This window comes from Ruegeria sp. CE8, assembly GCF_056537465.1.
In genome coordinates this window covers 399,028-419,852 of the sequence record NZ_JBQFRP010000001.1, presented here as the reverse complement: position 1 = coordinate 419,852, position 20,825 = coordinate 399,028, and the positions used below count along the sequence as shown (strand labels likewise).

Here is a 20,825-nt window from a genome sequence, read left to right as displayed (position 1 = left end):
CTCTTTTTTCCCCGCTCACTCTCGGCTTCAACGCCCGCTAAGCAAGCTGAAGAGGAGACCGGCTGATGAATGGAGCCGATACCGCCTGGATCATAGTAGCAACCGCACTGGTCCTGTTCATGACACTGCCGGGCCTGGCCCTGTTCTATGGCGGCCTTGTGCGCGCCCGCAACGTGCTGAGTGTTTTCATGCACTGCTTCAGCATTGCCTGTTTAATGAGCATCCTGTGGCTGGTTGCAGGGTATTCTATCGCGTTTGGCGACGGCGGTTCGGGCCTCTGGGGCGGCCTGGGCAAAGCCTTTCTGAACGGTGTCGATGCTGACAGCCTGTCGGGAACCCTGCCCGAGATCCTGTTCTTCGCCTTCCAGATGACCTTCGCAATCATCACCCCGGCGCTGATCGTTGGCGCCTACGTGGAACGTGTAGGCTATGGATTTGTCCTGATCTTCTCTGGCCTGTGGATGCTGCTGTGCTATGCACCGGTTGTTCACTGGATCTGGGGCGGCGGTATCCTGACCGATGGTGGTATTCTGGGAGAGATCGGCGTCCGCGACTTTGCAGGTGGCATTGTTGTACACGAAACTGCAGGTCTGGCCGCGCTTATCATCGCCGTTGTGCTCGGCCCGCGCCGCAACCGCACGACGCCTCCGCACAACCCCGGTTTTGTCATGATCGGTGCCGCGATGCTTTGGGTCGGCTGGTTCGGTTTCAATGGCGGTTCGCAGTTGGCAGCAGATGGCGGTGCCGCGATGGCGATGACCGTCACGCATATCTCGGCCGCCACCGCGTCGCTGACATGGGCACTGTACGAACGCATCAAATACGGCAAGGCGTCGATGGTCGGTCTGGTCACCGGTACGATTGCAGGTCTGGCCTCGATCACCCCCGCTTCGGGCTATGTTGACCCGGTTCAGGCGCTGATAATCGGTGGGGTGGCTGGTGTGCTGTGCCAGGAGGCCGTCAACGTCATCCGTAACAAGCTGAACATTGACGACACGCTGGACGTCTTCGCCGTGCACGGTGTGGGTGGCATCTTTGGCACCATCATGATCGCTGTCTTCGGCCTGGGTGCATGGACCGCGCAGTTGGGCGGGCTGGTGATCGTGGGTGTCTTTACGGCAGTTGTCACATTTGTGTTGATCAAGGTGGTTGCGTTGATCACCCCGCTTCGCGTAGACGCAGAGACCGAAACAAACGGGCTGGATCTGTCGGTACACGGCGAACGAGCCTATGACATGAGCAGCTGAGCCCACCTTGGCATGCTCTGCCCGCAAGGGCACTAAGCGGACCTCTTGGGGGTCCGCTTTTCTTTTATGCGCGACCCTCTCGACTCTGGGCCAAGGGACAGGCTATCAGCCCGCAATGCCATTCAGCCCAGAGGTACCGTTATGATCCCCAGTTCATTCCCCGACAGCACCGAAATCGCCCGCCTGACCGCGCGGATGTTGCTGGAGATCAAGGCCGTCCACTTCAATTCGCGTGAGCCGTTCACGCTGGCCTCCGGCCTGCCCAGCCCGACCTATATCGACTGCCGCAAGCTGATCTCGTACCCGCGTATCCGCTCAACCCTAATGGACTTCCTGACCGTCACAGTGATGCGTGATGCGGGCTTTGAGGCGTTCGACAATATCGCTGGCGGCGAAACCGCAGGTATCCCCTTCGCGGCGATGGTGGCCGAACGCATGGCGCTGCCGATGACCTATGTCCGCAAGAAACCCAAGGGCTATGGGCGAAACGCCCGTATCGAAGGCGCGATGAGCGAAGGTGAGCGCGTACTGCTGGTCGAGGACCTGACCACCGATGGCGGTTCGAAACTGTCTTTCGTGGACGCGATCCGGGAAACCGGCGCGACTTGTGGGCATACGGCGGTGATTTTCTACTACGGCATCTTCCCTGAAACGGAAAAAACGCTGGGCGACCACGGCGTACAATTGCACCACCTATGCACCTGGTGGGATGTGCTGGCCGAAGCCAAAGCGCAGAAAGCGTTTGACCAAGAGACACTTGACGGCGTCGAGGCATTCCTGAACGACCCGCGGGGCTGGCAGAAAGCAAACAAAGCCTGACGCGACGAAAACTGTTTTCACACCGGAAACAGTAGCGGCAAAACTGACCGCCTTCGCACAATATGTTGACGCCAAGCCCCTTTCCAATTCAAGATAGTGGGGTCGGGAGATATACACAGAATATCCCCAGAAAACATACAATTTGCCCCGCGGGGCAAGGCCGCGCTATGGACCTTGCCCAAGGGGATGGTGAGAGCAGCAATGAACGAGATAAGCAGCATCGAGCAGGCGGCGGCTCAGATTCAGAACGCCGAAACCATGCCGCATTCCATTGAGGCAGAGCAACAGCTTCTGGGTGCGATCCTGACTAACAATGACCTGTACGACCGGGTGGCCTCGATCATCGGGGCCGAACATTTCTATGATCCGGTCCATGCCCGGATTTACGAGGTCGCGGCCACACGCATCGCCAAGAATGCGCTGGCCTCGCCCGTGACGCTGAAATCCTTCATGGCCGAAGACGAGGGCCTGAAGGAGCTGGGCGGTCCGGCTTATCTGGTCAAACTGGCAGGTGCCTCGATCAGTGCTTTTGCGGTGCATGATTACGCCCAGATGATCTATGACCTCGCCATCCGGCGCGAGTTGATCCGGCTGGGCCGCGATATCTCGGACAAGGCGGCGCGGGTCGATGTCAGCAGCGAACCAAAAGAACAAATCGTCGAGGCCGAGCAACAGCTTTATCAGTTATCCGAGCAGGGCCAGACCGAACAGGGATTTCAATCCTTCCTCAAGGCGGTCACAGAAGCCGTCAACGTCACCAACGAAGCGTACCAGCGCGGTGGTGGCATGGCGGGGATTTCCACCGGTCTGGCCGACTTGGACAAGCAATTGGGTGGTCTGCACCCATCGGACCTGATTATCCTTGCGGGGCGCCCGTCGATGGGGAAAACCTCGCTAGCAACCAATGTGGCGTTCAACGTGGCCAAGGCCTACAAGCGCGGCACCAAACCGGACGGGTCCGAGGGTGCAATTGACGGCGGCGTGGTCGGATTCTTCTCTCTCGAGATGAGCGCGGAACAGCTTGCGGGTCGTGTTCTGGCCGAGGCCTCCGAGATTTCGTCGCACAAGATCCGTCAAGGTGATATGACCGAGGCCGAGTTCCGCCGGTTCGTGGACGCCGCCAAGGAACTGGAAGCCTGCCCCCTGTTCATTGACGACACCCCTGCCCTGCCAATCTCGCAACTCGCCGCGCGTGCGCGGCGGTTGAAGCGGACGCATGGGCTGGACCTGCTGGTCATCGACTACCTGCAGCTTTGCCGTGGTATGGCCGACAATCGCGTCAACGAAATCGCCGAGATCTCGATGGGCATGAAAGCCATCGCCAAGGAATTGAATATCCCGGTGATCGCTCTGTCACAGCTGTCGCGTCAGGTCGAAAGCCGTGACGACAAGCGCCCGCAATTGTCCGACCTTCGGGAATCCGGCTCGATCGAACAGGACGCCGACGTGGTGATGTTCGTGTTCCGCGAGGAATACTACAAGGAACGCGAAAAGCCCGGCGATCACGAGCTGGAAAAGATGGAAGAGTGGAAGCAGGCGATGGAGCGCCTGCACGGCAAGGCCGAGGTTATCGTTGGCAAGCAGCGTCACGGGCCCATCGGAACGGTCGAGCTTTCGTTCGAGGCTCAGTTCACTCGCTTCGGTAACCTGGTCAAACCCTGGCAACAGGGCGGCGAGATCGAAGGGTACTGATCCCTACCAAAGCTCAGGTCGGTTAAACGCACTGACACAACGGGATGGCCCTTTAAATGGGGCCGTCTCGCCCTCCTTCAGCGATTGCCCCAGCCAGCCGTGCGGATGGCTCAGCGGCAAAGGTGCGGGAGCGAAGCCTTCGGTAATCGGGTGAAACCCCGTTTTGCAGTAATAGTCCGGATCACCATAGGTCACGGCAAAATCAACGCTGTGACGACGCAACTCGTCCAGTCCAAAGCGGATCAGCCTTTGCCCGATACCCGACTTCTGCCGATCCGTCCGAGCAGCCACCGGTGACATCAGAAACACCTGGCGAGGATCCTGATCAAAACGCAGGCGCGAAAACAGAATGCAGCCCAGCGGCTGAGGACCATCATGAGCGATGGCCGCGAACAGGTCTTCATCGGGTGTAGTCGACAGCAAATCCCTTACCAACTCACTGATGGCTTTTCCCTCATCCTTGCCTTCAGAGGCAGTAAAAACCTGTCTGAACAGATCGGGCAATGCATCGACCCATTCCTCTTTCTCTGCGGTCAGTTTCATCACAACCTCGATTCATACCCTGCGGACTGCAACACAGCCACCTGAGTACAAGGATGAGACTCGAACGGGTGAGCACAACCTCTTTTTCGCCAATGGCTTGCACGACTGGCCATTAGTTGCCCAACTTCCCGGTCAAGATTGCATTAATCGCCGCCTACCCCCTTGACCTGCCGTGATCCAATGTCATGAACAGAGCCATGAGTACCGCACGTTTGACGATCAATCTTCAGGCGCTGGCCAGCAACTGGCGGGCGCTGGATGCAAAAACCGAAGTCGAGACCGGCGCCGTGGTCAAAGCTGATGCCTATGGCCTTGGGGCCGGACCGGTGTCTGCGACCCTGGCCGAAGAAGGCGTCCGCAAGTTCTTTGTTGCTGTCGCCGAGGAAGGCGCAGCTGTGCGCAAGGCCATCGGTCCTGGTCCGATGATCGGCGTTTTCTCGGGTCATATGGAAGGCGACACCGATCTGCTGCGCGATCACGACCTGACGCCGCTGATCAACTCGCCCGAGCAATTCCTGCGCCATCAGCAAGCTCTGCCGGACCGCCCCTTCGGGATTCAGCTGGACAGCGGCATGAACCGTCTGGGGCTGGAACCTGCGGACTGGGCAGAACTGCGCCCGAAGGCCGAGCCGCTGAACCCTGTCGTCGTCATGTCGCACCTTGCCTGTTCGGACGAACCCCAGCATCCCATGAACCGCCAACAGCTGAAGGCCTTCCGGGAAATGACCGAAGGCGTTGTTGCTCCGCGGTCCCTGGCGGCAACTGCCGGTACTCTGCTTGGACCCGAGTTTCATTTTGAATTCTGCCGCCCCGGCGTCGGGCTTTATGGTGGGATGCCGTTTTCCGACGCGAAACCCGTGGTGACGGTCGATTTGCCCGTTGTTCAGGTCCGTTCTGTCGAGGTCGGTGAATCGGTTGGCTATGGCAACAGCTGGACCGCCCGCCGTCCGTCGCGCATCGCGACAGTGGCCGCAGGATACGCCGACGGGCTGCACCGGGCGATTGGCGGTGGAATCGACGCCTTTGCCGGCGGCAAACCCTGCCCCGTGGTTGGACGCATTTCGATGGACCTGATCACAGTCGACGTCACAGACCTGCCCGAAGACCCCGAACGCCTGCGCATCCTGAACGGCCACCAAACCGTCGATGACTTGGCCGAAGCCGCTGGAACGATCGGATATGAGATCCTGACGTCGCTCGGCGCGCGTTATTCCCGAGGATACGTGGAATGAACCCTCTGGCCGCGCTGGGTGGGCTGGGCCGCGCTGTCCTGTCCCTGCTCGCCACTTTCGGCAAGGTGGCGGTGTTCGCGCTGGACGCGATCTCGCACGTTTTTCGGCCACCATTTTACCCGCGCGAGTTTTTGGTCGCTCTGATGAACGTCGGCTGGCTGTCCCTACCGGTCGTCGGGCTCACCGCGATCTTCACCGGCGGCGCACTCGCCCTGCAAATCTACGCAGGCGGCGCACGTTTCAATGCCGAGGCCGTGGTGCCTCAGATTGTTGCCATCGGCATGGTGCGTGAGCTTGGCCCCGTTCTGGTCGGCCTGATGATCGCCGCGCGTGTGACCTCGTCCATCGCTGCCGAGATTGCCACCATGAAAGTGACCGAGCAGATCGACGCGCTGGTCACTCTATCGACCCACCCGATGAAATACCTCACCGCCCCGCGCGTTCTGGCGGCCCTGATCACTGTGCCTATTCTGGTCGGGATCGGAGACATCATCGGCATCGCAGGCGGCTATGTGGTCGCAACGCAAAACCTTGGCTTCAACGCAGCGACATACCTTCTGAACACCGTCAATTTCCTTGAGGTCAAGGACATCGTATCGTCGCTGGTCAAAGGCGCTGCGTTTGGTCTGATCGCGGCCATCATGGGCTGCTACTACGGCATGAACTCGGGCCGCGGTGCGCAGGGTGTTGGCCGCGCGACCAAGTCCTCGGTCGAATCCGCCGCGATCATGATCCTGGCCGCCAATTTCATTCTCACAGGGGTGTTCTTCTCGGTATGATCAGGATGGAGAACGTAACGAAAGCCTTTGGCGACAATCAAGTTCTGCAGGGCATGAGCCTTGAGATCCCCAAGGGCACGTCGATGGTCATCATCGGTGGCTCGGGCACCGGGAAATCCGTGGCTTTGAAGTGCATTCTGGGCCTGATCAAGCCCGACAGCGGTATGATCTATGTAAACGGCAAGGACGCCACCAAAGGCGACCGAGACAAATTTCTGGCCCGCTTCGGAATGCTGTTTCAGGGGGCGGCCTTGTTCGATTCCCTACCCGTCTGGCAGAACGTCTCATTCCGCCTGCTGCGCGGCCCGTTGAAGCGCCCCGCGGAATACGCCCGCGAGATCGCCATCGAGAAACTGCGCCGCGTGGGCCTGAAATCCGACGTGGCTGACCGATTTCCGTCCGAACTGTCAGGCGGCATGCAGAAGCGCGTGGGACTTGCCCGCGCCATCGCGGCCGAGCCGGAGATCATTTTCTTTGACGAACCCACCACCGGCCTCGACCCGATCATGTCCGGTGTGATCAACGATCTGATACGCGAGATCGTGACCGAAATGGGCGCCACCGCGATGACCATCACGCACGACATGAGTTCGGTCCGCGCAATTGCCGACAACGTCGCCATGCTGCACGGAGGCGTCATCCAATGGACCGGCCCTGTGAGCCAGATGGACGCCTCGGGTGACCCCTATGTCGAGCAGTTCATCAGCGGGAGTGCGGAAGGGCCGATTGAGGCGGTGCGGTGATTGACAACGCGATGGTTGTTTTGCACCTAGCGCTGTTTTCCTATCTTGTTTCAGTGACGATAGCTTGGGTTCTTATTCACTTGATTGGTGAAAAGTCGGGTGTACCACATGCACTCAAGGCTGAAGTAATAATCTATCCAATTATTTTCTCTATTCTAAAAGGCTTATTGCCCGGCATGTTAGTTGCTGCTCTCTTATCAAACGGGTTTGGCGTAAGTGGTCCAATCTCTATGGTTCCTGTGGCCGGAGGGGCAGTGGTTTCCGGGTTTATTATTCATCGGAATTTGCGATCTACAGTAACTCATAAAACAGAGTCGGACCTCCTCGTCGGCGCGATATTTTTTGTTTTTCTTGTAGGTATTGTGCTTTCCGTCAAAGGCGTGAGTGCCTAGATCTGCAAACATGACCCTCCGCCTCGCCACCCTTTCCCTCCTGATCCTCTACCCCATCGCGTGGTTCGCCCCACTGATGCGCGCTGGCCTGCTGCCGATCTTCGGCCTTAGCGAAATCAGCGTCATCACCGGTCTGCAGTCTCTGTGGAAGTCGGACGTCTTTCTGGCCCTGATTGTCACCATCTTCGCCCTCTTCGCGCCCTACATCAAAACCATAGGCACAGCGCTTATCCAATGGGACCTGTTGGACCCACGTGTTCAACCCGCGCTGAACATCCTCGGCAAACTGGCCATGGCCGACATTTTCCTGATCGCGCTTTACATCACGCTGGCCAAGGGAATTTCCTACGCGACCATCGAAACTGCGTGGGGCCTTTACCTGTTCACAGCATGCATTCTGGCCTCACTCGCATTGGGCCACATTACCGAAATGACACGCAGTTCACGAAATCCTCAGACGTAATTGATTGAAAACGTTAATCTGAGTATCATCTTTATATTTCGAGCAGTGAAAATTTGTAGTTTCGGTCCTTAGCGGATCAATCTGTGTGCTTTAGTTGTTCTCCGCTTTGGGCTGGTTGGTTCCGGTTCCTAAAGGAGTTCGTCTATCATGACAGCCCTTCACAACATCACATTGCAATTTCAGAATGCCTTTTTAAAGCTGACTTTTTTCCTGATATGCACAGCGGCGATATTCTCGGTTGGCGCATGCTTTTTAGCCGCTTTGGGCGTCTTACCCTGGCTCTCAATGCAAGCCGGATTCGGCACTGGCCCCGTCGTGGACGCCGGGATGTATATCCAGATCGGCCTGACGGTACTGATTCTCATGCTGGCGTTTTACCTACCTGCGAATGCCCGCATGATGTCTCTGGAAAACTCTCATCGGAAGTTCGCACTCAACATGCATGACATTTCTCAGGCTTATCAGCTGGCCCATGCTGCTGATCGCGGTGATACATTCACGATGTCCTCCGAGTTTGATGCGGTTAAGGAAAGAATGGCCTTCCTGCGCCACCACCCCGACCTGCAATCGCTCGAGCCGCAGATTCTCGAACTGGCCGCGCAAATGAGCCATATCAGCCACGAACTGGCAGAAACCTATGGCGATGCCCGCGTGAACCGCGCCCGCATGTTCCTACAACAGCGGCAGGAAGAGATCGAACTTTTCCAGAAGCGGATCGAAGAAGCGCAGGTCATCCAGCATGAATTGCGCCAATGGACCCATGATATTGAGATGGAGGAATCCATTGCCAAGTCGCAACTGGCGCGCCTGCGGGACGAATTGTTCGAACTGCTGCCCGAATTGTCGGCACAGCTACAATCGGCTTCGAGCGAACGGGAATCCAAGAAGTCGAGCGTCATAGCAATGTCGCCGCCCCGCGCTGCGGAGTAGGCGCCTCAGCGCCCGCCGTGGACGATGGCCCATCGGGCCTGAGGACACGGCGCCCCACCGGCGGTGAGGAAAGCCCGCAAGGGCTTGAAGAACCGCTCAACCTCGGGCACCAAGGGCCGCATGGCAAAAACGACTTCTTTTTCCTGCTCGGCCTGTGGCGCGACCCATACCCGTTGGTCCGGGCGCTGCGACGGGTGCGGTGAATGGAACACCATCGTCCAGGACGTACCCCTTTCGGCTGGTCCAGCTAAGAAATCCCTCGGTGGCAAACGCGGCCAGTCCATTGCACTCACGGACCTTTCGACCGAGGAAACACCACCACCTCGCACTTTGTGCGGCGTAGAAGAGCTGGACCGCGTTTTGGGTGGCGGTCTGGTCCTGGCTTCGGCCCTGCTGGTCGGAGGAGACCCGGGCATTGGCAAATCGACGTTGCTGTTACAGGCCGCAGCTCGGTTTGCGCGTGCAGGCGTAAAAACCGTCTACGTGTCTGGCGAAGAAGCCAGCGCACAGGTCCGTATGCGCGCGCGGCGTCTGGGGTTGGAGGACGCGCCGGTACAACTCGCGGCTGAAACCAACCTGCGCGACATTCTGACGACGCTTGAGGCCGAAAAGCCGGGGCTCGCTATTATCGATTCGATTCAGACCATGTGGGCCGACAATGTCGACAGCGCACCGGGTTCAGTATCACAAGTACGGGCCGCTGCGCATGAATTGACCACGTTTGCGAAACGACATGGCGTTTCCGTCATTATGGTCGGTCACGTTACCAAGGAAGGTCAAATTGCGGGTCCCCGTGTGGTCGAACACATGGTCGATACCGTTCTTTATTTTGAAGGCGAACGCGGACATCAATTCCGCATCTTGCGCGCCGTCAAAAATCGCTTTGGTCCAGCAGACGAAATCGGTGTGTTCGAGATGACCGGCAAAGGTCTGGCCCAAGTCACCAACCCTTCGGCCCTGTTCCTGTCCGAGCGTGGCACGCCGAGCCCGGGATCGGCCGTGTTTGCCGGAATCGAGGGCACCCGCCCTGTTCTGGTCGAGCTGCAGGCTCTGGTGGCCCCTTCCCCGCATTCCCAGCCGCGCCGCACGGTCGTCGGCTGGGATAGCGGCCGTTTGGCGATGATCCTCGCAGTGCTTGAAGCGCGCTGCGGCATCCCTTTTGCCGGGCTCGACGTCTACCTCAACGTCGCCGGCGGTCTAAAAATCGGCGAGCCTGCCGCTGATCTGGCTGTTGCCGCTGCGTTACTCAGCGCTCGTGAAGACACCGCCCTGCCCGCCGACACCGTTGTTTTCGGAGAAATCTCGCTATCAGGAGCACTTAGACCGGCCCCGCAGACCGAAAACAGGTTGAAAGAAGCCCAAAAACTTGGTTTCACATCGGCCATAGCTCCGGCCGGTGGCAAAACCGGCACTGTGGCAGGTCTGACACTCACCCGACCCTCTGACTTGGTGGGGTTTGTTGGCGAAACCTTCGGAGCAGGTTAAAGTTGCGCCTTGAGGGGCAGAAAAAGAACAGGCGAGGGCCATGGAAGGTTTTACAATTATTGACGGGGTGGTCGCCCTGATCATCGTCGTGTCAGGCATTCTGGCCTATTCACGCGGCTTCCTGCGTGAGGTTCTGGCCATTGCAGGCTGGGTCGCTGCGGCAGTTTTGGCCTTTATTTTCGCACCGCAGGCGGTGCCTTTGGTCAAAGAAATCCCGGTGGTCGGTGATTTCCTGCGCGACAGCTGTGAATTGTCCGTGATCACGGGCTTTGCAGCGGTGTTTGCCATTGCGTTGATTATCGTCAGCATCTTCACGCCCTTGTTCTCTTCCATTGTTCAGCGTTCCGCATTGGGCGGGCTTGATCAGGCATTGGGCTTTTTCTTTGGCATTGCACGCGGCATCCTGCTGGTTGCCATCGCTTTCTTTGTCTACGACACGGTCATGACAGGTCAGTCTTACACGATTGTCGACGAAAGCCGCTCGGCCAAGGTGTTTGAGCAATTCAGCGACAAGATCGAAGAGCAGAACCCCGAAGCCGCACTTGGCTGGGTAACCCGCCAGTACGAAGAACTGGTCGCAAGCTGCAACGAAAGTTCCGCACCGTCGGAAGAGCTGACAGCCCCCACCACCACCGAATAAAAAAGAGCCCGGAACAAGCCGGGCTTTCTTTTTCCAGTGCGACAGGCCGTTTTCAGACGAAACCCTCGCCTGCGCAAACCGTGCATCTGATCGTTTTTAAGCCGAAACACCCATCGCAGCGGCTAGGTATCGGCTTCCCATAGATATCGCGGGTTTTGATGACTTCGCCCGACCCGTTGCAAATCTGACAGGGTGCGCGTCCCATACCACGGCATCGATGACACCGGCGCTTAGCCGGCTCTTTCTTCTTTGTTCCTTGCTTGTGCTGCCACATGTCTGTCGTCCAATCGAAACTCTGCCAATGCCGCAAAACTTGCTACTTTCGTTATGACATCACATGCATGTGAATGTGTCACCTTTTCATGTGTCGTTTAGCAAAATATGCATGCGTCAAATCGCAAATGTGATCCTTTGATGACACAGACGCGGTTAGGCATTATGTGAGTGCCGAACTGACATGGAATCGGAGCTGCCGATCTTGCTGTATCTGTTTTCTTTCGCGCTCGCCCTCGTGACGCTGGCGCGTTTGCACCGCCCATTCGCAGGGCGACAAAACCTACAGATCGCACCGTGCAGATTTTCCGACCCGCAACGCTAATCAACGTCAATACGTCGTAGAAATTGGAGCCCGTACATGTGTGGCATTTTGGGGATCGCAAGCAGGACACATGATGTCTTTGCGGAAATCTATGACGGGCTGCTGATGCTGCAGCACCGGGGCCAGGATGCCTCGGGGATCGTCACCTATAACGGCGAGTTCTTTCGCGAGAAAAAGGCGAACGGGCTGGTCAAGGACGTTTTCAACGCCAACGACGCCGAGACCCTGCTGGGACAAGTCGGTATGGGGCATGTGCGCTACCCGACTGCCGGATCGCTCAGCGCGGCAGAGGCACAACCGTTTTTCGTAAACGCGCCCTATGGCATCTATCTGGTTCACAACGGCAACATCACCAACACGGCCGAGCAGCGCGAAAAAGTGACGGCCAAATACAGCCGCCATCTGCGCACCACGTCGGATTCGGAAATCCTGCTGAACGTACTGGCCGACAAGGTTGCCGATGCAATCAAGGTCAACGGCAACGCCGAGCCGATCCGTAACATCTTTGCCGGTGTGAAGATGACGATGGAGCGAGTTCAAGGCGCTTATTCGGTAATCTGTCTGGTGGCAGGCGTCGGCATGCTGGCCTTCCGCGACCCCTATGGCATCCGCCCCCTGTCGGTCGCCAAGCGCGATGTCGACGGAGTAGGCGACGACTATGCCTTTGCATCCGAAGATGTGGCATTCGGCATCAACGGCTTTGAAAAGCTGCGTGATGTGAAGCCCGGTGAGGCGATCCTGATCGATCTGGACGGCAATATGCACTCGTTCCAGGCGGTCGTAGGGAAGCTGACTCCGTGTATCTTCGAGTATGTTTACCTCGCCCGCCCAGATTCGCTGCTGGACGGTGTCTCGGTTTACAAGACCCAGATGCGTATGGGCCAGACGCTGGCGCGTCAGATCGAGGACGCAGGTCTTGAGATCGACCGTATCATCCCCGTGCCCGATAGTGCGCGCCCTGTGGCACTTGAAGTCGCGAAGGCCACCGGAATCCCCTATCGTGAGGGTCTGGTCAAAAACCGCTATGTCGGCCGTACCTTCATCATGCCCGGTCAGGAAGAGCGGCAGAAATCCGTACGCCGTAAGCTGAACGCTGTTCCGCTGGAGTTCGAAGGCCATAACGTGCTGCTGATCGACGACTCGATCGTGCGGGGCAACACGATCAAGAAGATCGTGCAGATGTGCCGCGAAGCCGGTGCCAAGAAGGTGTTCGTCGCCAGTGCCTCGCCGCCAGTGAAATTCCCAAACGTCTACGGGATCGACATGCCGACCAAGCATGAACTAATTGCCAACGGTAAGGACATCGAAGAAATTCGCGAGGAACTGGGCGCGGACGCACTGTTCTATCAGAATCTCGATGACCTGATCTGGGCGGCAAAGGAAGGTAACCCCGAGATCGAAGCCTTCGATTGTTCGTGCTTTGACGGCGACTATATCACCGGAAGCGTAAGTGAAGACTATTTGGACAGTCTCGAAAACAGCAGCCGGGTCAGCAAAAAGAAGCAGGACATGCAGGTTCCGGGGGGATCCTGGAACGCTGCAAAGCTGGTGTCCGGCTAAGTCCGGGCTGTAAGTACAGCACCGAATCAAAATTACTTTGGGCCCGTCTCGTTAACGCGAAACGGGCCTTGCTTTATCCGGTATTCGAGCCTGATAGGTCCTTTTCCGCGCACAACTTTTCGATGAAGGAAACGCAATCGCAAGGGCTTCTGCAAAGCCGTTAAACGGTGGCACCGTGCCTCCATTGACACCTCTTTTGTTCCGGGGTCTGGTTTGATAGCCCGTGACCAAACCACTCTGAAAACAAGGGGTCGGGCCATTGTGGCCGGGCCGGAAATCATGTCGAACGCCACCGTCAAAAGCGCGGCCACGCAGAAGGGCGCGTTGAAGAAGAATTCCGTTTCCGTCCTGGGCGTCTTCGGCCCCAAAGCGGACATGCGCGCCCTAATGCGCACGTCCTCCGGCCGGGTCAAAGAGGTCAAGCTGGGCAGCCGTGTCTCCTCGGGCACCGTGGTTGCCATCGATGCTGAAGGCGTCATGCTGCGACAAAGCGGCCGGACCACGCGGATCGTCATTCCCGGTAGTTAATCTGCCTTGACGCCCTGCGCGCAGGGGTTCAAACCGCTGTTATGACCGATCAGACCAAAATTGCCCTCATCACCGGGGCCTCGCGCGGTTTGGGTGCAGCCCTCGCCGAAGCTTTGGCACCCGACTACCACATCGTCGCAGTTGCCCGCACCACCGGTGGGCTGGAAGAACTGGACGACCGCATCAACGCCAAAGGTGGCGCGGCCACTCTGGCCCCAATGGACATCGCGGACCCGAATGCCATGGCAACGCTGTGCCGGGGCATCCATGACCGTTGGGGCAAGGTGGATCTTTGGATGCATACCGCCGTCCACACCTCGGCCCTGACGCCTGCGCATTTCGTGGATCCCAAAGAATGGACAAAGGCGGTCAATATCAATGCGACGGCAACGTCGGTCCTGATCCCCTATATCGCGCCGTTGTTGGGCGAGAACGGACATGCCGTATTTTTCGACGACCCCAAGGCGGGCGAGAAATTCTATGGCATCTATGGCGCCACTAAAGGTGCACAGCTGGCGCTCGCGCGCAGTTGGGCCGCCGAAACCGAGCGCACCGGCCCGCGTGTTTCGATCGTGGAACCAGCACCGATGCCGACCGCCGTGCGCGCCCGTTTCCATCCCGGTGAGGATCGCGATGCCTTGACGAGCACTGCGGACGAAGCCGCACGGATTCTGGCGCTGTTGTAGGAATGGCCCTTTAGGCCATGCCTTCGGCGGAGGTATTTTTGGCCAGATGAAGCCCGGATCAGGCGATATGGACGCCGTTGCGCCCCGCAAGATCCACAAAGAACTGCCAGGCCACACGACCTGAGCGCGCGCCGCGCGTGGCCTGCCATTCGATGGCCTCAGCGCGCAGCGTGTCTGCGTCGACAGTGACACCGTAAGCTGCGCAATACCGATCGATCATCGCTAGGTATTCGTCCTGATCGCAGGGGTGGAAGCCCAGCCACAAGCCGAACCGATCTGATAGCGAAACTTTCTCTTCCACCGCCTCGGACGGGTTGATGGCGCTGGAGCGTTCGTTTTCGATCATGTCCCGCGGCATCAGGTGACGCCGGTTTGAGGTGGCGTAAAAGACGACGTTCTCGGGCCGGCCCTCGATGCCTCCATCCAGCACCGCCTTGAGAGATTTGTAATGCTGGTCATCATGGCTGAACGACAGGTCATCGCAGAACAGGATGAAACGGTGCGAAGCCGCCCGCAGATGGTTCAGCAGGCGCGCGACCGAGCCCATATCCTCGCGCTGAAGTTCCACCAGTTTGAGGTCCGGAAAATCCGCCTGCAAAGTGCCATGGACCGCTTTGACAAGGCTGGACTTACCCATACCCCTAGCGCCCCACAGCAACGCATTGTTGGCTTTGAACCCGGCCGCAAATCGCCGTGTGTTATCCAGCAGCGTATCACGAGAGCGGTTGATGCCCACCAGCAGATCCAGATCGACGCGATTGACCTGCGCGACCGGTTCCAGCCTGTCTGGCTCAACGTGCCAGACGAACGCCGGGGCGGCCCCGAAATCAGGCGCGGCCAGCGGGGCCGGTGCCATACGCTCCAGCGCGTCAGCGATGCGGTTCAGGGCTTGGTCGTCCATAGGCTCCTCCGGTCCGTCTTGCGGGTTTCAAACCACGTTCAGGCCTGCGCAACAAGAGCTCTGCACAAAAAAGGCGCGCCCCGGGGGACGCGCCTGATTGTAATCAGCAGAGAAGGTTACTTGCCTTCTTCTTCCCGAACTATTTCTTCGTCGGCTTCTTCTTCGTCGTCGTAATAGCCGTCTGCACGCAACTGTTCTTCCCGCTTCTTCTCGACCCGTGCGACCAGGAAGATCGAAATCTCGTACAGGCCGTAGACGACGACGAACAGGATGACCTGAGTGATCACGTCCGGCGGTGTCACCAGTGCGGCCAGCACCAGAATGGCGACAACGGCGTATTTCCGTACCGATCCCAGACCCTCTGCCGTGACCAGCCCCGCCTTGCCCATCAGGGTCAAGAGAACGGGCAATTGGAAACACAGACCAAAGGCGACGATGAACTTGATCGTCAGGTTCAGGTATTCCTGTGCGGATCCCTGAAATACGACGCTCAGTGGTGCGGCGGTTGCGCCTTCGGTCACGGCCTCACCTTCGGCCCCGAATTGCTGGAAGCCAAGGAAGAAGTCATAAGCCAGCGGCGTCACGACGTAGAAGGCAAAGCTTGCGCCCAGCAGGAACATGAAGGGAGATGCGATCATGAACGGCAGGAACGCGTTCTTTTCCGACCGGTACAGGCCCGGTGCCACGAACCGCCACATCTGCATCCCGATATACGGGAACGCCAGAATGAAACCGCCCAGAAGCGAGACCTTGATGGCAACAAAGAAGCCTTCCTGCGGTGAAATGAAGATCAGCCCACAATCCTGCCCGCGCTCGGCGAGCACCTCACACAAGGGGTTTGTCAGGAAGTTAAACAGCGGCGTCGCGACGGTGAAGCAGATCACCATCCCGATCAGAAACGCCACAACACAGTGAATAAGCCGCGTGCGCAGTTCCGCCAGATGCTCGATCAGCGGGGCTGAGCTGTCTTCGATCTCGTCGGTCTTTGTCATGTCTTGCTTTCAGTCTTCAGCGCGGCTTCGGCCTCTTCGGCTTTGGCCAGCGCATCCGCAGCTTCCTTGGCCTTGCGTTCAGCGGCGGCCCGGGCGGTTGAGGCTTGAATCTTCTTGGCCTGCTCAGCACGCTCGGCGGCGAGTTTGCCGGTTTCGCTGTCGGGGTCGAACTTGGTCGGGTCCATGCTCTTGGCCATTTCCTGCGCAGCTTCTTTCACGCCGTCCATGGCGGTGTTTACAGGATTGGTGGCCGCATTCAGGCCCTTCTTGATCTCGTTCACACCTGCCTGATCCGCCGCCTCGTTCATGGCGCTGCTGAATTCGCGCGCCATGCCGCGGGCCTTGCCGACCCACCGGCCGACATTGCGGAACAGCACCGGAAGGTCCTTTGGCCCCACAACGATCAGGGCAACAATGCCGATGACCAGAAGCTCGGTCCAGCCCAGATCAAACATCTGCGCTTAGGCCTTGTCTTTGTCGGTCTCAGGCGTGACGTCTTTCGCCACCTCGGCCGCATCCTGCTCCAGTTCGTCCGCGCCCTCTTTGACGCCGCGCTTGAACGAGGTGATGCCCTTGCCCACTTCGCCCATCAGCGAGCTGATTTTGCCGCGGCCAAACAGCACCAGCACCACAACTGCGATCAGCAGAAGACCGGGAAGGCCGATATTGTTGAGCATGTCTCTTCTCCTTTGAAGTCGGCGCGCTGCGCCGGGAATGTGATCTGCGTCTTTGTTTACGCCCGAGCGGCCCATCGCAAAAGCGTATCAGTGGTGTTCCGCCCTCAAAATTGAACGGATCACGCTTTTTTTGAAGACTCGCATTTTCCAACTGACAGGTTTATGTCAGTTGCTAAGGCGTAATACGAACCTGTCTCAAACGAAACAGGAGCGTCACGTGACACAAATCGCAGAAACCGTAACCTTCAAACTCGCGGCCGATGTAACAGAGGAGGATTTCGTGAACATCATGAAGGGCACAGAATCCTTTGTTCGGAATGCAAATGGCTTTGTCTTCCGGCGCCTCAGTTCGGGTGAGGACGGGCTTTGGACCGACACTGTCATCTGGGCCGACATGGATTGCGCTCAGGCTGCCGCAGATGCCTTTCCCAAGCAGGATTTCGCCCCAGCCGTGATGGCTGCAATTGCGCCCGACACCGTGACCATGCGCCACGATGCGATCCACTGGACCATCGGAGCGTCATGACCAGCAGGGCATCCTATGCGCCGTACTGATCGGCTGTTCGATATCATCCAGATCCTGCGCGACGGAAAACTGCACCGCGCGCAGGACATCGCGGACCGGCTCGAGGTGTCAGTCCGCACGATCTATCGCGACATGGATACGCTGGTTGCCTCCGGCGTCCCGGTCGAGGGCGAACGCGGCGTGGGATACATGGTACGCGAGCAGATCACCCTGCCCCCGCTGAACCTGACCCCCGCCGAACTTGAGGCGTTGAATCTCGGCATGGCCATCGTCGCCGAGGCTGCCGACCCTGACTTAAAAGCTGCGGCCGAGTCGCTAGCGGACAAGATCGACGCCGTGCTGCCCACACAGGTCGTGGCCGAAGCGGACAGTTGGAAATTCGCCGTTTACCCATTTGCCGATGCAGCGCGGGGTTTGGCCCATATGGCGCCAATCCGCGCCGCCATCAAATCCCGCCAAAAGCTGCGCCTGGTTTATCGTCGGATTGATGGTGTTCTGACCGACAGGGTCGTACGCCCCCTGCATATGGAATACTGGGGGCGCGTCTGGACGCTGACATCATGGTGCGAACTGCGCCAGGGGTTTCGCGTCTTTCGTATTGATCTGATCGAAACCGTCTCGCCATTGCCCGAGGTTTTTGCAGACGAACCGGGCAAACGCCTAAGCGATTACGACCCGCACGCCTGACCGTTACACCTTCACCGCAGATAAGGTTCCGGATCGACGGATTCGAACCCTTTGCGCACCTCAAAGTGGACATAGGCATTGTCGCCACCCCGCAAGGACGCGATCTTTTGGCCGCGTTTTACACGGTCGCCCTTTTTGACGGTGATTTTCTCGACATTGGCGTAAACCGTCAGCAGATCGCTATTGTGTTTGACGACAACGATCGGCACCTGATCAGCGTCCGCCGTGATTGCGGCGACAGTTCCCGCTGCTGCGGCATTCACTGGACTGCCGGGCGCAGCGGCAATATCGATCCCCTCGTTCTTGCCTTTGTCATAGGTCCGAATGATCGTTCCGGTGGCCGGCATCCCAAGCGCCGAATTGCTTTGGTTGGTGGGCGCTTCGGCGGTCACATCCGGGGCGGGCGTCGCCGGCGCAATGACCTCATCCGGCAGCGGCTGAGTTGCACTTGGGGGCGTCGGCGTTGGTGAGCCCTGCCCCGGTTGCGTGATCGTGGTCGCAGGAACCGCAGCCGCCTGTCGTGGTGCTGGCTGGTTCTTGATCGGGATCAGCAGAAACTGCCCCTCGCGCACCGTAAAGTCCGAACCCAGCCCGTTCCATTCCGCCAGCGCATCTACCGGCACGTCATACAACCGGGCAATCGTATAGGCGGTCTCACCGCGCTTGACCTTGTGCCGAATCGGCTCCGGTCCTGCCGCCGGAGCGGGTGTCGGGGCCGGAGCTGCAGCCGGTTTCGCGGGCTCCAGTGTCGACGTACGCACCGCCCCATCTGCCGGAGCTTCGTCAATCGCGGTACCGGCTATCGTCGCGATATCGACGGTACTGGCTGCGCTGACTGCACGCGGCAATGCGACCACTTCACCGTCCCGCAAGGGATCTGTTGCTTGAAGGCCATTGAACCGCGCCACTTCTGCTGCGGGCAGACCAACCCGTGCCGCGACATCGTTAACGGTATCGCCACGACGTGCCACCGCCACCTGATAATTCGGATAGGTGATCACACCGCGCGCATCGGGTGCGGGCCGGCTTCCAGTCGCCGCAAGCGCCGCGTCTGCCGTGGAGAACCCACCGACATTCCCACGCAGGTCATAGTCCAGGGGGCCTTCGCATCCGGCCAGAAACGCCAAGGACGCCGCACCCGCCACAATTGCTGATTTGGAAACTGCTCTCATTTTTCTGTCCTCAACACCTGCCCCTGTTGTCCGGGGTTCCAGCGCATTTCGCAAATATTACTTTACGCCCCATCTTTGCCAAGCCCCTCAAGCAGGGGCACGAACCGAACGGGTAACAATTCGTCATAGTCCAAGCCGGTCTCGGTGCGCCTGACCCGGATCAGGGTCTGAACCGCATCCGACTGTCCCACCGGCAAAACCATGATACCGCCGATTTTGAGCTGCGCCAAGAGCGGCCCGGGCGGGTCCTCGGCAGCAGCCGTCACGATGATACGATCAAACGGCGCTTGTTCAGGTAAACCGAAGGAACCATCTGACAGCATCGCCGTCACATTGGTCAGGCCCATCTCGCGAAACAACTGCCCTGTTTCGCGCACCAGACGCTTATGGCGCTCAACGGTGTAAACCCGGCGCGCCAGTTTTGCCAGGATCGCCGCCTGGTAGCCCGAGCCCGTGCCGACTTCCAGCACGGTGTCCCGCGGGCGCACGTCCAGCGCCTGTGTCATCAGGCCGACCACCGACGGCTGGCTGATCGTCTGGCCACAGGCAATCGGCAGCGGAGTGTCCTCATATGCCCGCTCGGCAAACAAACCTTTAACGAAACACCCCCGGTCGACCTGCTCCATCGCGGCCAGCACGCGGGCATCCGTTACCCCGCGCGACCGCAGGGCAAAGAGGAATTGCATGGTAGTTTGTGGATCTGGTCCGCTCATTCGATTGACTTCAGTTTCTCCAGCACGTCATGCGCCGTCAGGTCGGCGCGCATGGGCGTGACGGAAATATAGCCCTCCAGGTTAACCGCGGCATCAGTGCCCGGCGCCGTGGGATTGTGTTGATACCCGCCCTTGATCCAGAGGAACCGCCGTCCCGAAGGCGAGCTGTGCGGTTCCACCGAAAAGCGGGTATCCCTCCGATAGCCCTGCGCTGCGATACGCGTACCCAGCACTTCATCTGCTGGAACAGGAGGAAAATTTACGTTGTAGAACAGGCGGTAATCGCCTTGTTCTGATGGAGTTGCATCCAGAATGCGACGCACAAGGTCCGCACCGAAGCGAGTCGCGGTCTCGAACGGATCGTCCAGCCCAAGATTGCGTGGGCCAAAGTACTGCGACAAGGCAATCGCAGGAATGCCCTGCAAAGCCGCCTCCATCGCGCCGCCTACAGTGCCGGAATACAAGGTGTTTTCAGCCGAGTTATTGCCCCGGTTCACGCCGGACAACACCAGATCGGGTGCTGCGTCCTTCATCACGTCATGAAGGCCAGCCAACACGCAGTCGGCGGGCGAACCTTCGGCGGCATAGCGACGCTCGCCCAGTTTGGCGACCATCATCGGGTGCGTGTAGCTGATACAATGACCAACGCCGGATTGCTCGAAGGCAGGCGCGACGACCCAGACCTCACCATCCGGGCCCGCAACATCGGCGGCAATCGCCTCCAGAGCGATCAGCCCCGGTGCATTGATCCCGTCGTCATTGGTCAGAAGAATACGCATGCCCCATCACCCCAGCGTTTTGACCTTGATAGACCCGCCCC

Annotated in this window: 24 protein-coding genes; 16 read left to right on the top strand and 8 right to left on the bottom strand. The window is 58.8% G+C overall.

Going from position 1 to position 20,825, the window contains the following annotated elements:
• Positions 1-65: 65 nt before the first annotated feature.
• The 3 genes from ACR0AA_RS02165 (at position 66) to ACR0AA_RS02155 (ending at position 3,758) form a co-directional block, all read left to right on the top strand.
• A complete protein-coding gene (locus tag ACR0AA_RS02165; protein ID WP_480660508.1) occupies positions 66-1,247 on the top strand; it encodes an ammonium transporter in 1,182 nt (393 codons plus the stop codon).
• Between the two features lie 141 nt (positions 1,248-1,388).
• Positions 1,389-2,066 (top strand): orotate phosphoribosyltransferase, encoded by a 678-nt coding sequence (locus tag ACR0AA_RS02160; protein ID WP_480755345.1) that lies wholly within the window; start codon positions 1,389-1,391, stop codon positions 2,064-2,066.
• Positions 2,067-2,267: 201 nt separating this feature from the next.
• On the top strand, positions 2,268-3,758 hold the full coding sequence (locus tag ACR0AA_RS02155; protein ID WP_480755344.1) for a replicative DNA helicase: 1,491 nt from the start codon (positions 2,268-2,270) through the stop codon (positions 3,756-3,758).
• Positions 3,759-3,761: 3 nt separating this feature from the next.
• Here the strand turns inward: ACR0AA_RS02155 and ACR0AA_RS02150 are convergent, their stop codons facing one another.
• The gene (locus ACR0AA_RS02150; protein ID WP_480660514.1) at positions 3,762-4,301 is read right to left on the bottom strand and encodes a GNAT family N-acetyltransferase; all 540 of its coding nucleotides are present in this window, start codon (positions 4,299-4,301) and stop codon (positions 3,762-3,764) included.
• Between the two features lie 197 nt (positions 4,302-4,498).
• Here ACR0AA_RS02150 and alr point away from each other — a divergent pair, with 197 nt between their 5' ends.
• From alr to ACR0AA_RS02095, 11 genes are all read left to right on the top strand, one after another.
• Positions 4,499-5,533, top strand: coding sequence for an alanine racemase (alr, locus tag ACR0AA_RS02145; RefSeq protein WP_480755343.1), 1,035 nt, complete (start codon positions 4,499-4,501; stop codon positions 5,531-5,533).
• Positions 5,530-6,312, top strand: coding sequence for an MlaE family ABC transporter permease (locus tag ACR0AA_RS02140; RefSeq protein ID WP_480755342.1), 783 nt, complete (start codon positions 5,530-5,532; stop codon positions 6,310-6,312). The genes alr and ACR0AA_RS02140 overlap by 4 nt, the downstream gene beginning before the upstream one ends.
• Positions 6,309-7,055, top strand: coding sequence for an ABC transporter ATP-binding protein (locus tag ACR0AA_RS02135; RefSeq protein WP_480660519.1), 747 nt, complete (start codon positions 6,309-6,311; stop codon positions 7,053-7,055). Before ACR0AA_RS02140 ends, ACR0AA_RS02135 begins: the two co-directional genes overlap by 4 nt.
• Entirely contained in the window at positions 7,052-7,447 is a 396-nt protein-coding gene (locus tag ACR0AA_RS02130; protein ID WP_480755341.1) for a hypothetical protein, read from the top strand. The genes ACR0AA_RS02135 and ACR0AA_RS02130 overlap by 4 nt, the downstream gene beginning before the upstream one ends.
• 10 nt (positions 7,448-7,457) lie before the next feature.
• On the top strand, positions 7,458-7,910 hold the full coding sequence (locus ACR0AA_RS02125; RefSeq protein ID WP_480755340.1) for a paraquat-inducible protein A: 453 nt from the start codon (positions 7,458-7,460) through the stop codon (positions 7,908-7,910).
• 147 nt (positions 7,911-8,057) lie between these two features.
• Positions 8,058-8,840, top strand: a complete 783-nt coding sequence (locus tag ACR0AA_RS02120) for a DNA repair protein (protein ID WP_480755339.1) — start codon at positions 8,058-8,060, stop codon at positions 8,838-8,840.
• A gap of 120 nt (positions 8,841-8,960) precedes the next feature.
• Positions 8,961-10,325 carry a DNA repair protein RadA gene (gene radA, locus ACR0AA_RS02115; RefSeq protein WP_480755338.1) on the top strand — a complete coding sequence of 455 codons (1,365 nt, stop codon included), beginning with the start codon at positions 8,961-8,963 and terminating at the stop codon, positions 10,323-10,325.
• A 40-nt stretch (positions 10,326-10,365) separates the two neighbouring features.
• A complete protein-coding gene (locus ACR0AA_RS02110) occupies positions 10,366-10,965 on the top strand; it encodes a CvpA family protein (RefSeq protein WP_480660527.1) in 600 nt (199 codons plus the stop codon).
• Positions 10,966-11,599: 634 nt separating this feature from the next.
• A complete protein-coding gene (gene purF, locus ACR0AA_RS02105; RefSeq protein ID WP_480660529.1) occupies positions 11,600-13,123 on the top strand; it encodes an amidophosphoribosyltransferase in 1,524 nt (507 codons plus the stop codon).
• 213 nt (positions 13,124-13,336) lie between these two features.
• On the top strand, positions 13,337-13,651 hold the full coding sequence (locus ACR0AA_RS02100; RefSeq protein WP_480660531.1) for a hypothetical protein: 315 nt from the start codon (positions 13,337-13,339) through the stop codon (positions 13,649-13,651).
• Positions 13,652-13,692: 41 nt separating this feature from the next.
• A complete protein-coding gene (locus ACR0AA_RS02095; RefSeq protein ID WP_480660533.1) occupies positions 13,693-14,337 on the top strand; it encodes an SDR family NAD(P)-dependent oxidoreductase in 645 nt (214 codons plus the stop codon).
• 58 nt (positions 14,338-14,395) lie between these two features.
• Here ACR0AA_RS02095 and ACR0AA_RS02090 read toward each other — a convergent pair whose 3' ends face one another.
• The 4 genes from ACR0AA_RS02090 to ACR0AA_RS02075 form a co-directional block, all read right to left on the bottom strand.
• Complete coding sequence (locus ACR0AA_RS02090; protein WP_480660535.1) at positions 14,396-15,238, bottom strand: ATP-binding protein; 843 nt, start codon at positions 15,236-15,238, stop codon at positions 14,396-14,398.
• A 116-nt stretch (positions 15,239-15,354) separates the two neighbouring features.
• On the bottom strand, positions 15,355-16,230 hold the full coding sequence (gene tatC / locus ACR0AA_RS02085; protein ID WP_480660537.1) for a twin-arginine translocase subunit TatC: 876 nt from the start codon (positions 16,228-16,230) through the stop codon (positions 15,355-15,357).
• The gene (tatB, locus tag ACR0AA_RS02080; RefSeq protein WP_480660539.1) at positions 16,227-16,685 is read right to left on the bottom strand and encodes a Sec-independent protein translocase protein TatB; all 459 of its coding nucleotides are present in this window, start codon (positions 16,683-16,685) and stop codon (positions 16,227-16,229) included. The genes tatC and tatB overlap by 4 nt, the downstream gene beginning before the upstream one ends.
• 6 nt (positions 16,686-16,691) lie before the next feature.
• Positions 16,692-16,907 carry a twin-arginine translocase TatA/TatE family subunit gene (locus ACR0AA_RS02075; RefSeq protein ID WP_170325152.1) on the bottom strand — a complete coding sequence of 72 codons (216 nt, stop codon included), beginning with the start codon at positions 16,905-16,907 and terminating at the stop codon, positions 16,692-16,694.
• A gap of 217 nt (positions 16,908-17,124) precedes the next feature.
• Between ACR0AA_RS02075 and ACR0AA_RS02070 the strand changes: the two genes are divergently transcribed.
• Complete coding sequence (locus tag ACR0AA_RS02070) at positions 17,125-17,433, top strand: hypothetical protein (RefSeq protein ID WP_480660541.1); 309 nt, start codon at positions 17,125-17,127, stop codon at positions 17,431-17,433.
• A 15-nt stretch (positions 17,434-17,448) separates the two neighbouring features.
• Complete coding sequence (locus tag ACR0AA_RS02065; RefSeq protein WP_480660543.1) at positions 17,449-18,120, top strand: helix-turn-helix transcriptional regulator; 672 nt, start codon at positions 17,449-17,451, stop codon at positions 18,118-18,120.
• 11 nt (positions 18,121-18,131) lie between these two features.
• Here ACR0AA_RS02065 and ACR0AA_RS02060 read toward each other — a convergent pair whose 3' ends face one another.
• The 3 genes from ACR0AA_RS02060 to surE all read right to left on the bottom strand — a co-directional run bounded on the left by ACR0AA_RS02060 (position 18,132) and on the right by surE (position 20,784).
• Positions 18,132-19,292, bottom strand: coding sequence for a peptidoglycan DD-metalloendopeptidase family protein (locus ACR0AA_RS02060; RefSeq protein ID WP_480660545.1), 1,161 nt, complete (start codon positions 19,290-19,292; stop codon positions 18,132-18,134).
• Positions 19,293-19,354: 62 nt separating this feature from the next.
• A complete protein-coding gene (locus ACR0AA_RS02055; RefSeq protein ID WP_480660547.1) occupies positions 19,355-20,005 on the bottom strand; it encodes a protein-L-isoaspartate(D-aspartate) O-methyltransferase in 651 nt (216 codons plus the stop codon).
• A complete protein-coding gene (surE, locus tag ACR0AA_RS02050; RefSeq protein ID WP_480660548.1) occupies positions 20,002-20,784 on the bottom strand; it encodes a 5'/3'-nucleotidase SurE in 783 nt (260 codons plus the stop codon). Before surE ends, ACR0AA_RS02055 begins: the two co-directional genes overlap by 4 nt.
• Positions 20,785-20,825: the final 41 nt, after the last annotated feature.

Coding starts and splice junctions, on each gene's coding strand:
- ACR0AA_RS02165 (WP_480660508.1), top strand. CDS start 66: ATGAATGGAGCCGATACCGCCTGGATCATAGTAGCAACCGCACTGGTC.
- ACR0AA_RS02160 (WP_480755345.1), top strand. CDS start 1,389: ATGATCCCCAGTTCATTCCCCGACAGCACCGAAATCGCCCGCCTGACC.
- ACR0AA_RS02155 (WP_480755344.1), top strand. CDS start 2,268: ATGAACGAGATAAGCAGCATCGAGCAGGCGGCGGCTCAGATTCAGAAC.
- ACR0AA_RS02150 (WP_480660514.1), bottom strand. CDS start 4,301: ATGAAACTGACCGCAGAGAAAGAGGAATGGGTCGATGCATTGCCCGAT.
- alr (WP_480755343.1), top strand. CDS start 4,499: ATGAGTACCGCACGTTTGACGATCAATCTTCAGGCGCTGGCCAGCAAC.
- ACR0AA_RS02140 (WP_480755342.1), top strand. CDS start 5,530: ATGAACCCTCTGGCCGCGCTGGGTGGGCTGGGCCGCGCTGTCCTGTCC.
- ACR0AA_RS02135 (WP_480660519.1), top strand. CDS start 6,309: ATGATCAGGATGGAGAACGTAACGAAAGCCTTTGGCGACAATCAAGTT.
- ACR0AA_RS02125 (WP_480755340.1), top strand. CDS start 7,458: ATGACCCTCCGCCTCGCCACCCTTTCCCTCCTGATCCTCTACCCCATC.
- ACR0AA_RS02120 (WP_480755339.1), top strand. CDS start 8,058: ATGACAGCCCTTCACAACATCACATTGCAATTTCAGAATGCCTTTTTA.
- radA (WP_480755338.1), top strand. CDS start 8,961: ATGGCAAAAACGACTTCTTTTTCCTGCTCGGCCTGTGGCGCGACCCAT.
- ACR0AA_RS02110 (WP_480660527.1), top strand. CDS start 10,366: ATGGAAGGTTTTACAATTATTGACGGGGTGGTCGCCCTGATCATCGTC.
- purF (WP_480660529.1), top strand. CDS start 11,600: ATGTGTGGCATTTTGGGGATCGCAAGCAGGACACATGATGTCTTTGCG.
- ACR0AA_RS02095 (WP_480660533.1), top strand. CDS start 13,693: ATGACCGATCAGACCAAAATTGCCCTCATCACCGGGGCCTCGCGCGGT.
- ACR0AA_RS02090 (WP_480660535.1), bottom strand. CDS start 15,238: ATGGACGACCAAGCCCTGAACCGCATCGCTGACGCGCTGGAGCGTATG.
- tatC (WP_480660537.1), bottom strand. CDS start 16,230: ATGACAAAGACCGACGAGATCGAAGACAGCTCAGCCCCGCTGATCGAG.
- tatB (WP_480660539.1), bottom strand. CDS start 16,685: ATGTTTGATCTGGGCTGGACCGAGCTTCTGGTCATCGGCATTGTTGCC.
- ACR0AA_RS02075 (WP_170325152.1), bottom strand. CDS start 16,907: ATGCTCAACAATATCGGCCTTCCCGGTCTTCTGCTGATCGCAGTTGTG.
- ACR0AA_RS02065 (WP_480660543.1), top strand. CDS start 17,449: ATGCGCCGTACTGATCGGCTGTTCGATATCATCCAGATCCTGCGCGAC.
- ACR0AA_RS02060 (WP_480660545.1), bottom strand. CDS start 19,292: ATGAGAGCAGTTTCCAAATCAGCAATTGTGGCGGGTGCGGCGTCCTTG.
- ACR0AA_RS02055 (WP_480660547.1), bottom strand. CDS start 20,005: ATGAGCGGACCAGATCCACAAACTACCATGCAATTCCTCTTTGCCCTG.
- surE (WP_480660548.1), bottom strand. CDS start 20,784: ATGCGTATTCTTCTGACCAATGACGACGGGATCAATGCACCGGGGCTG.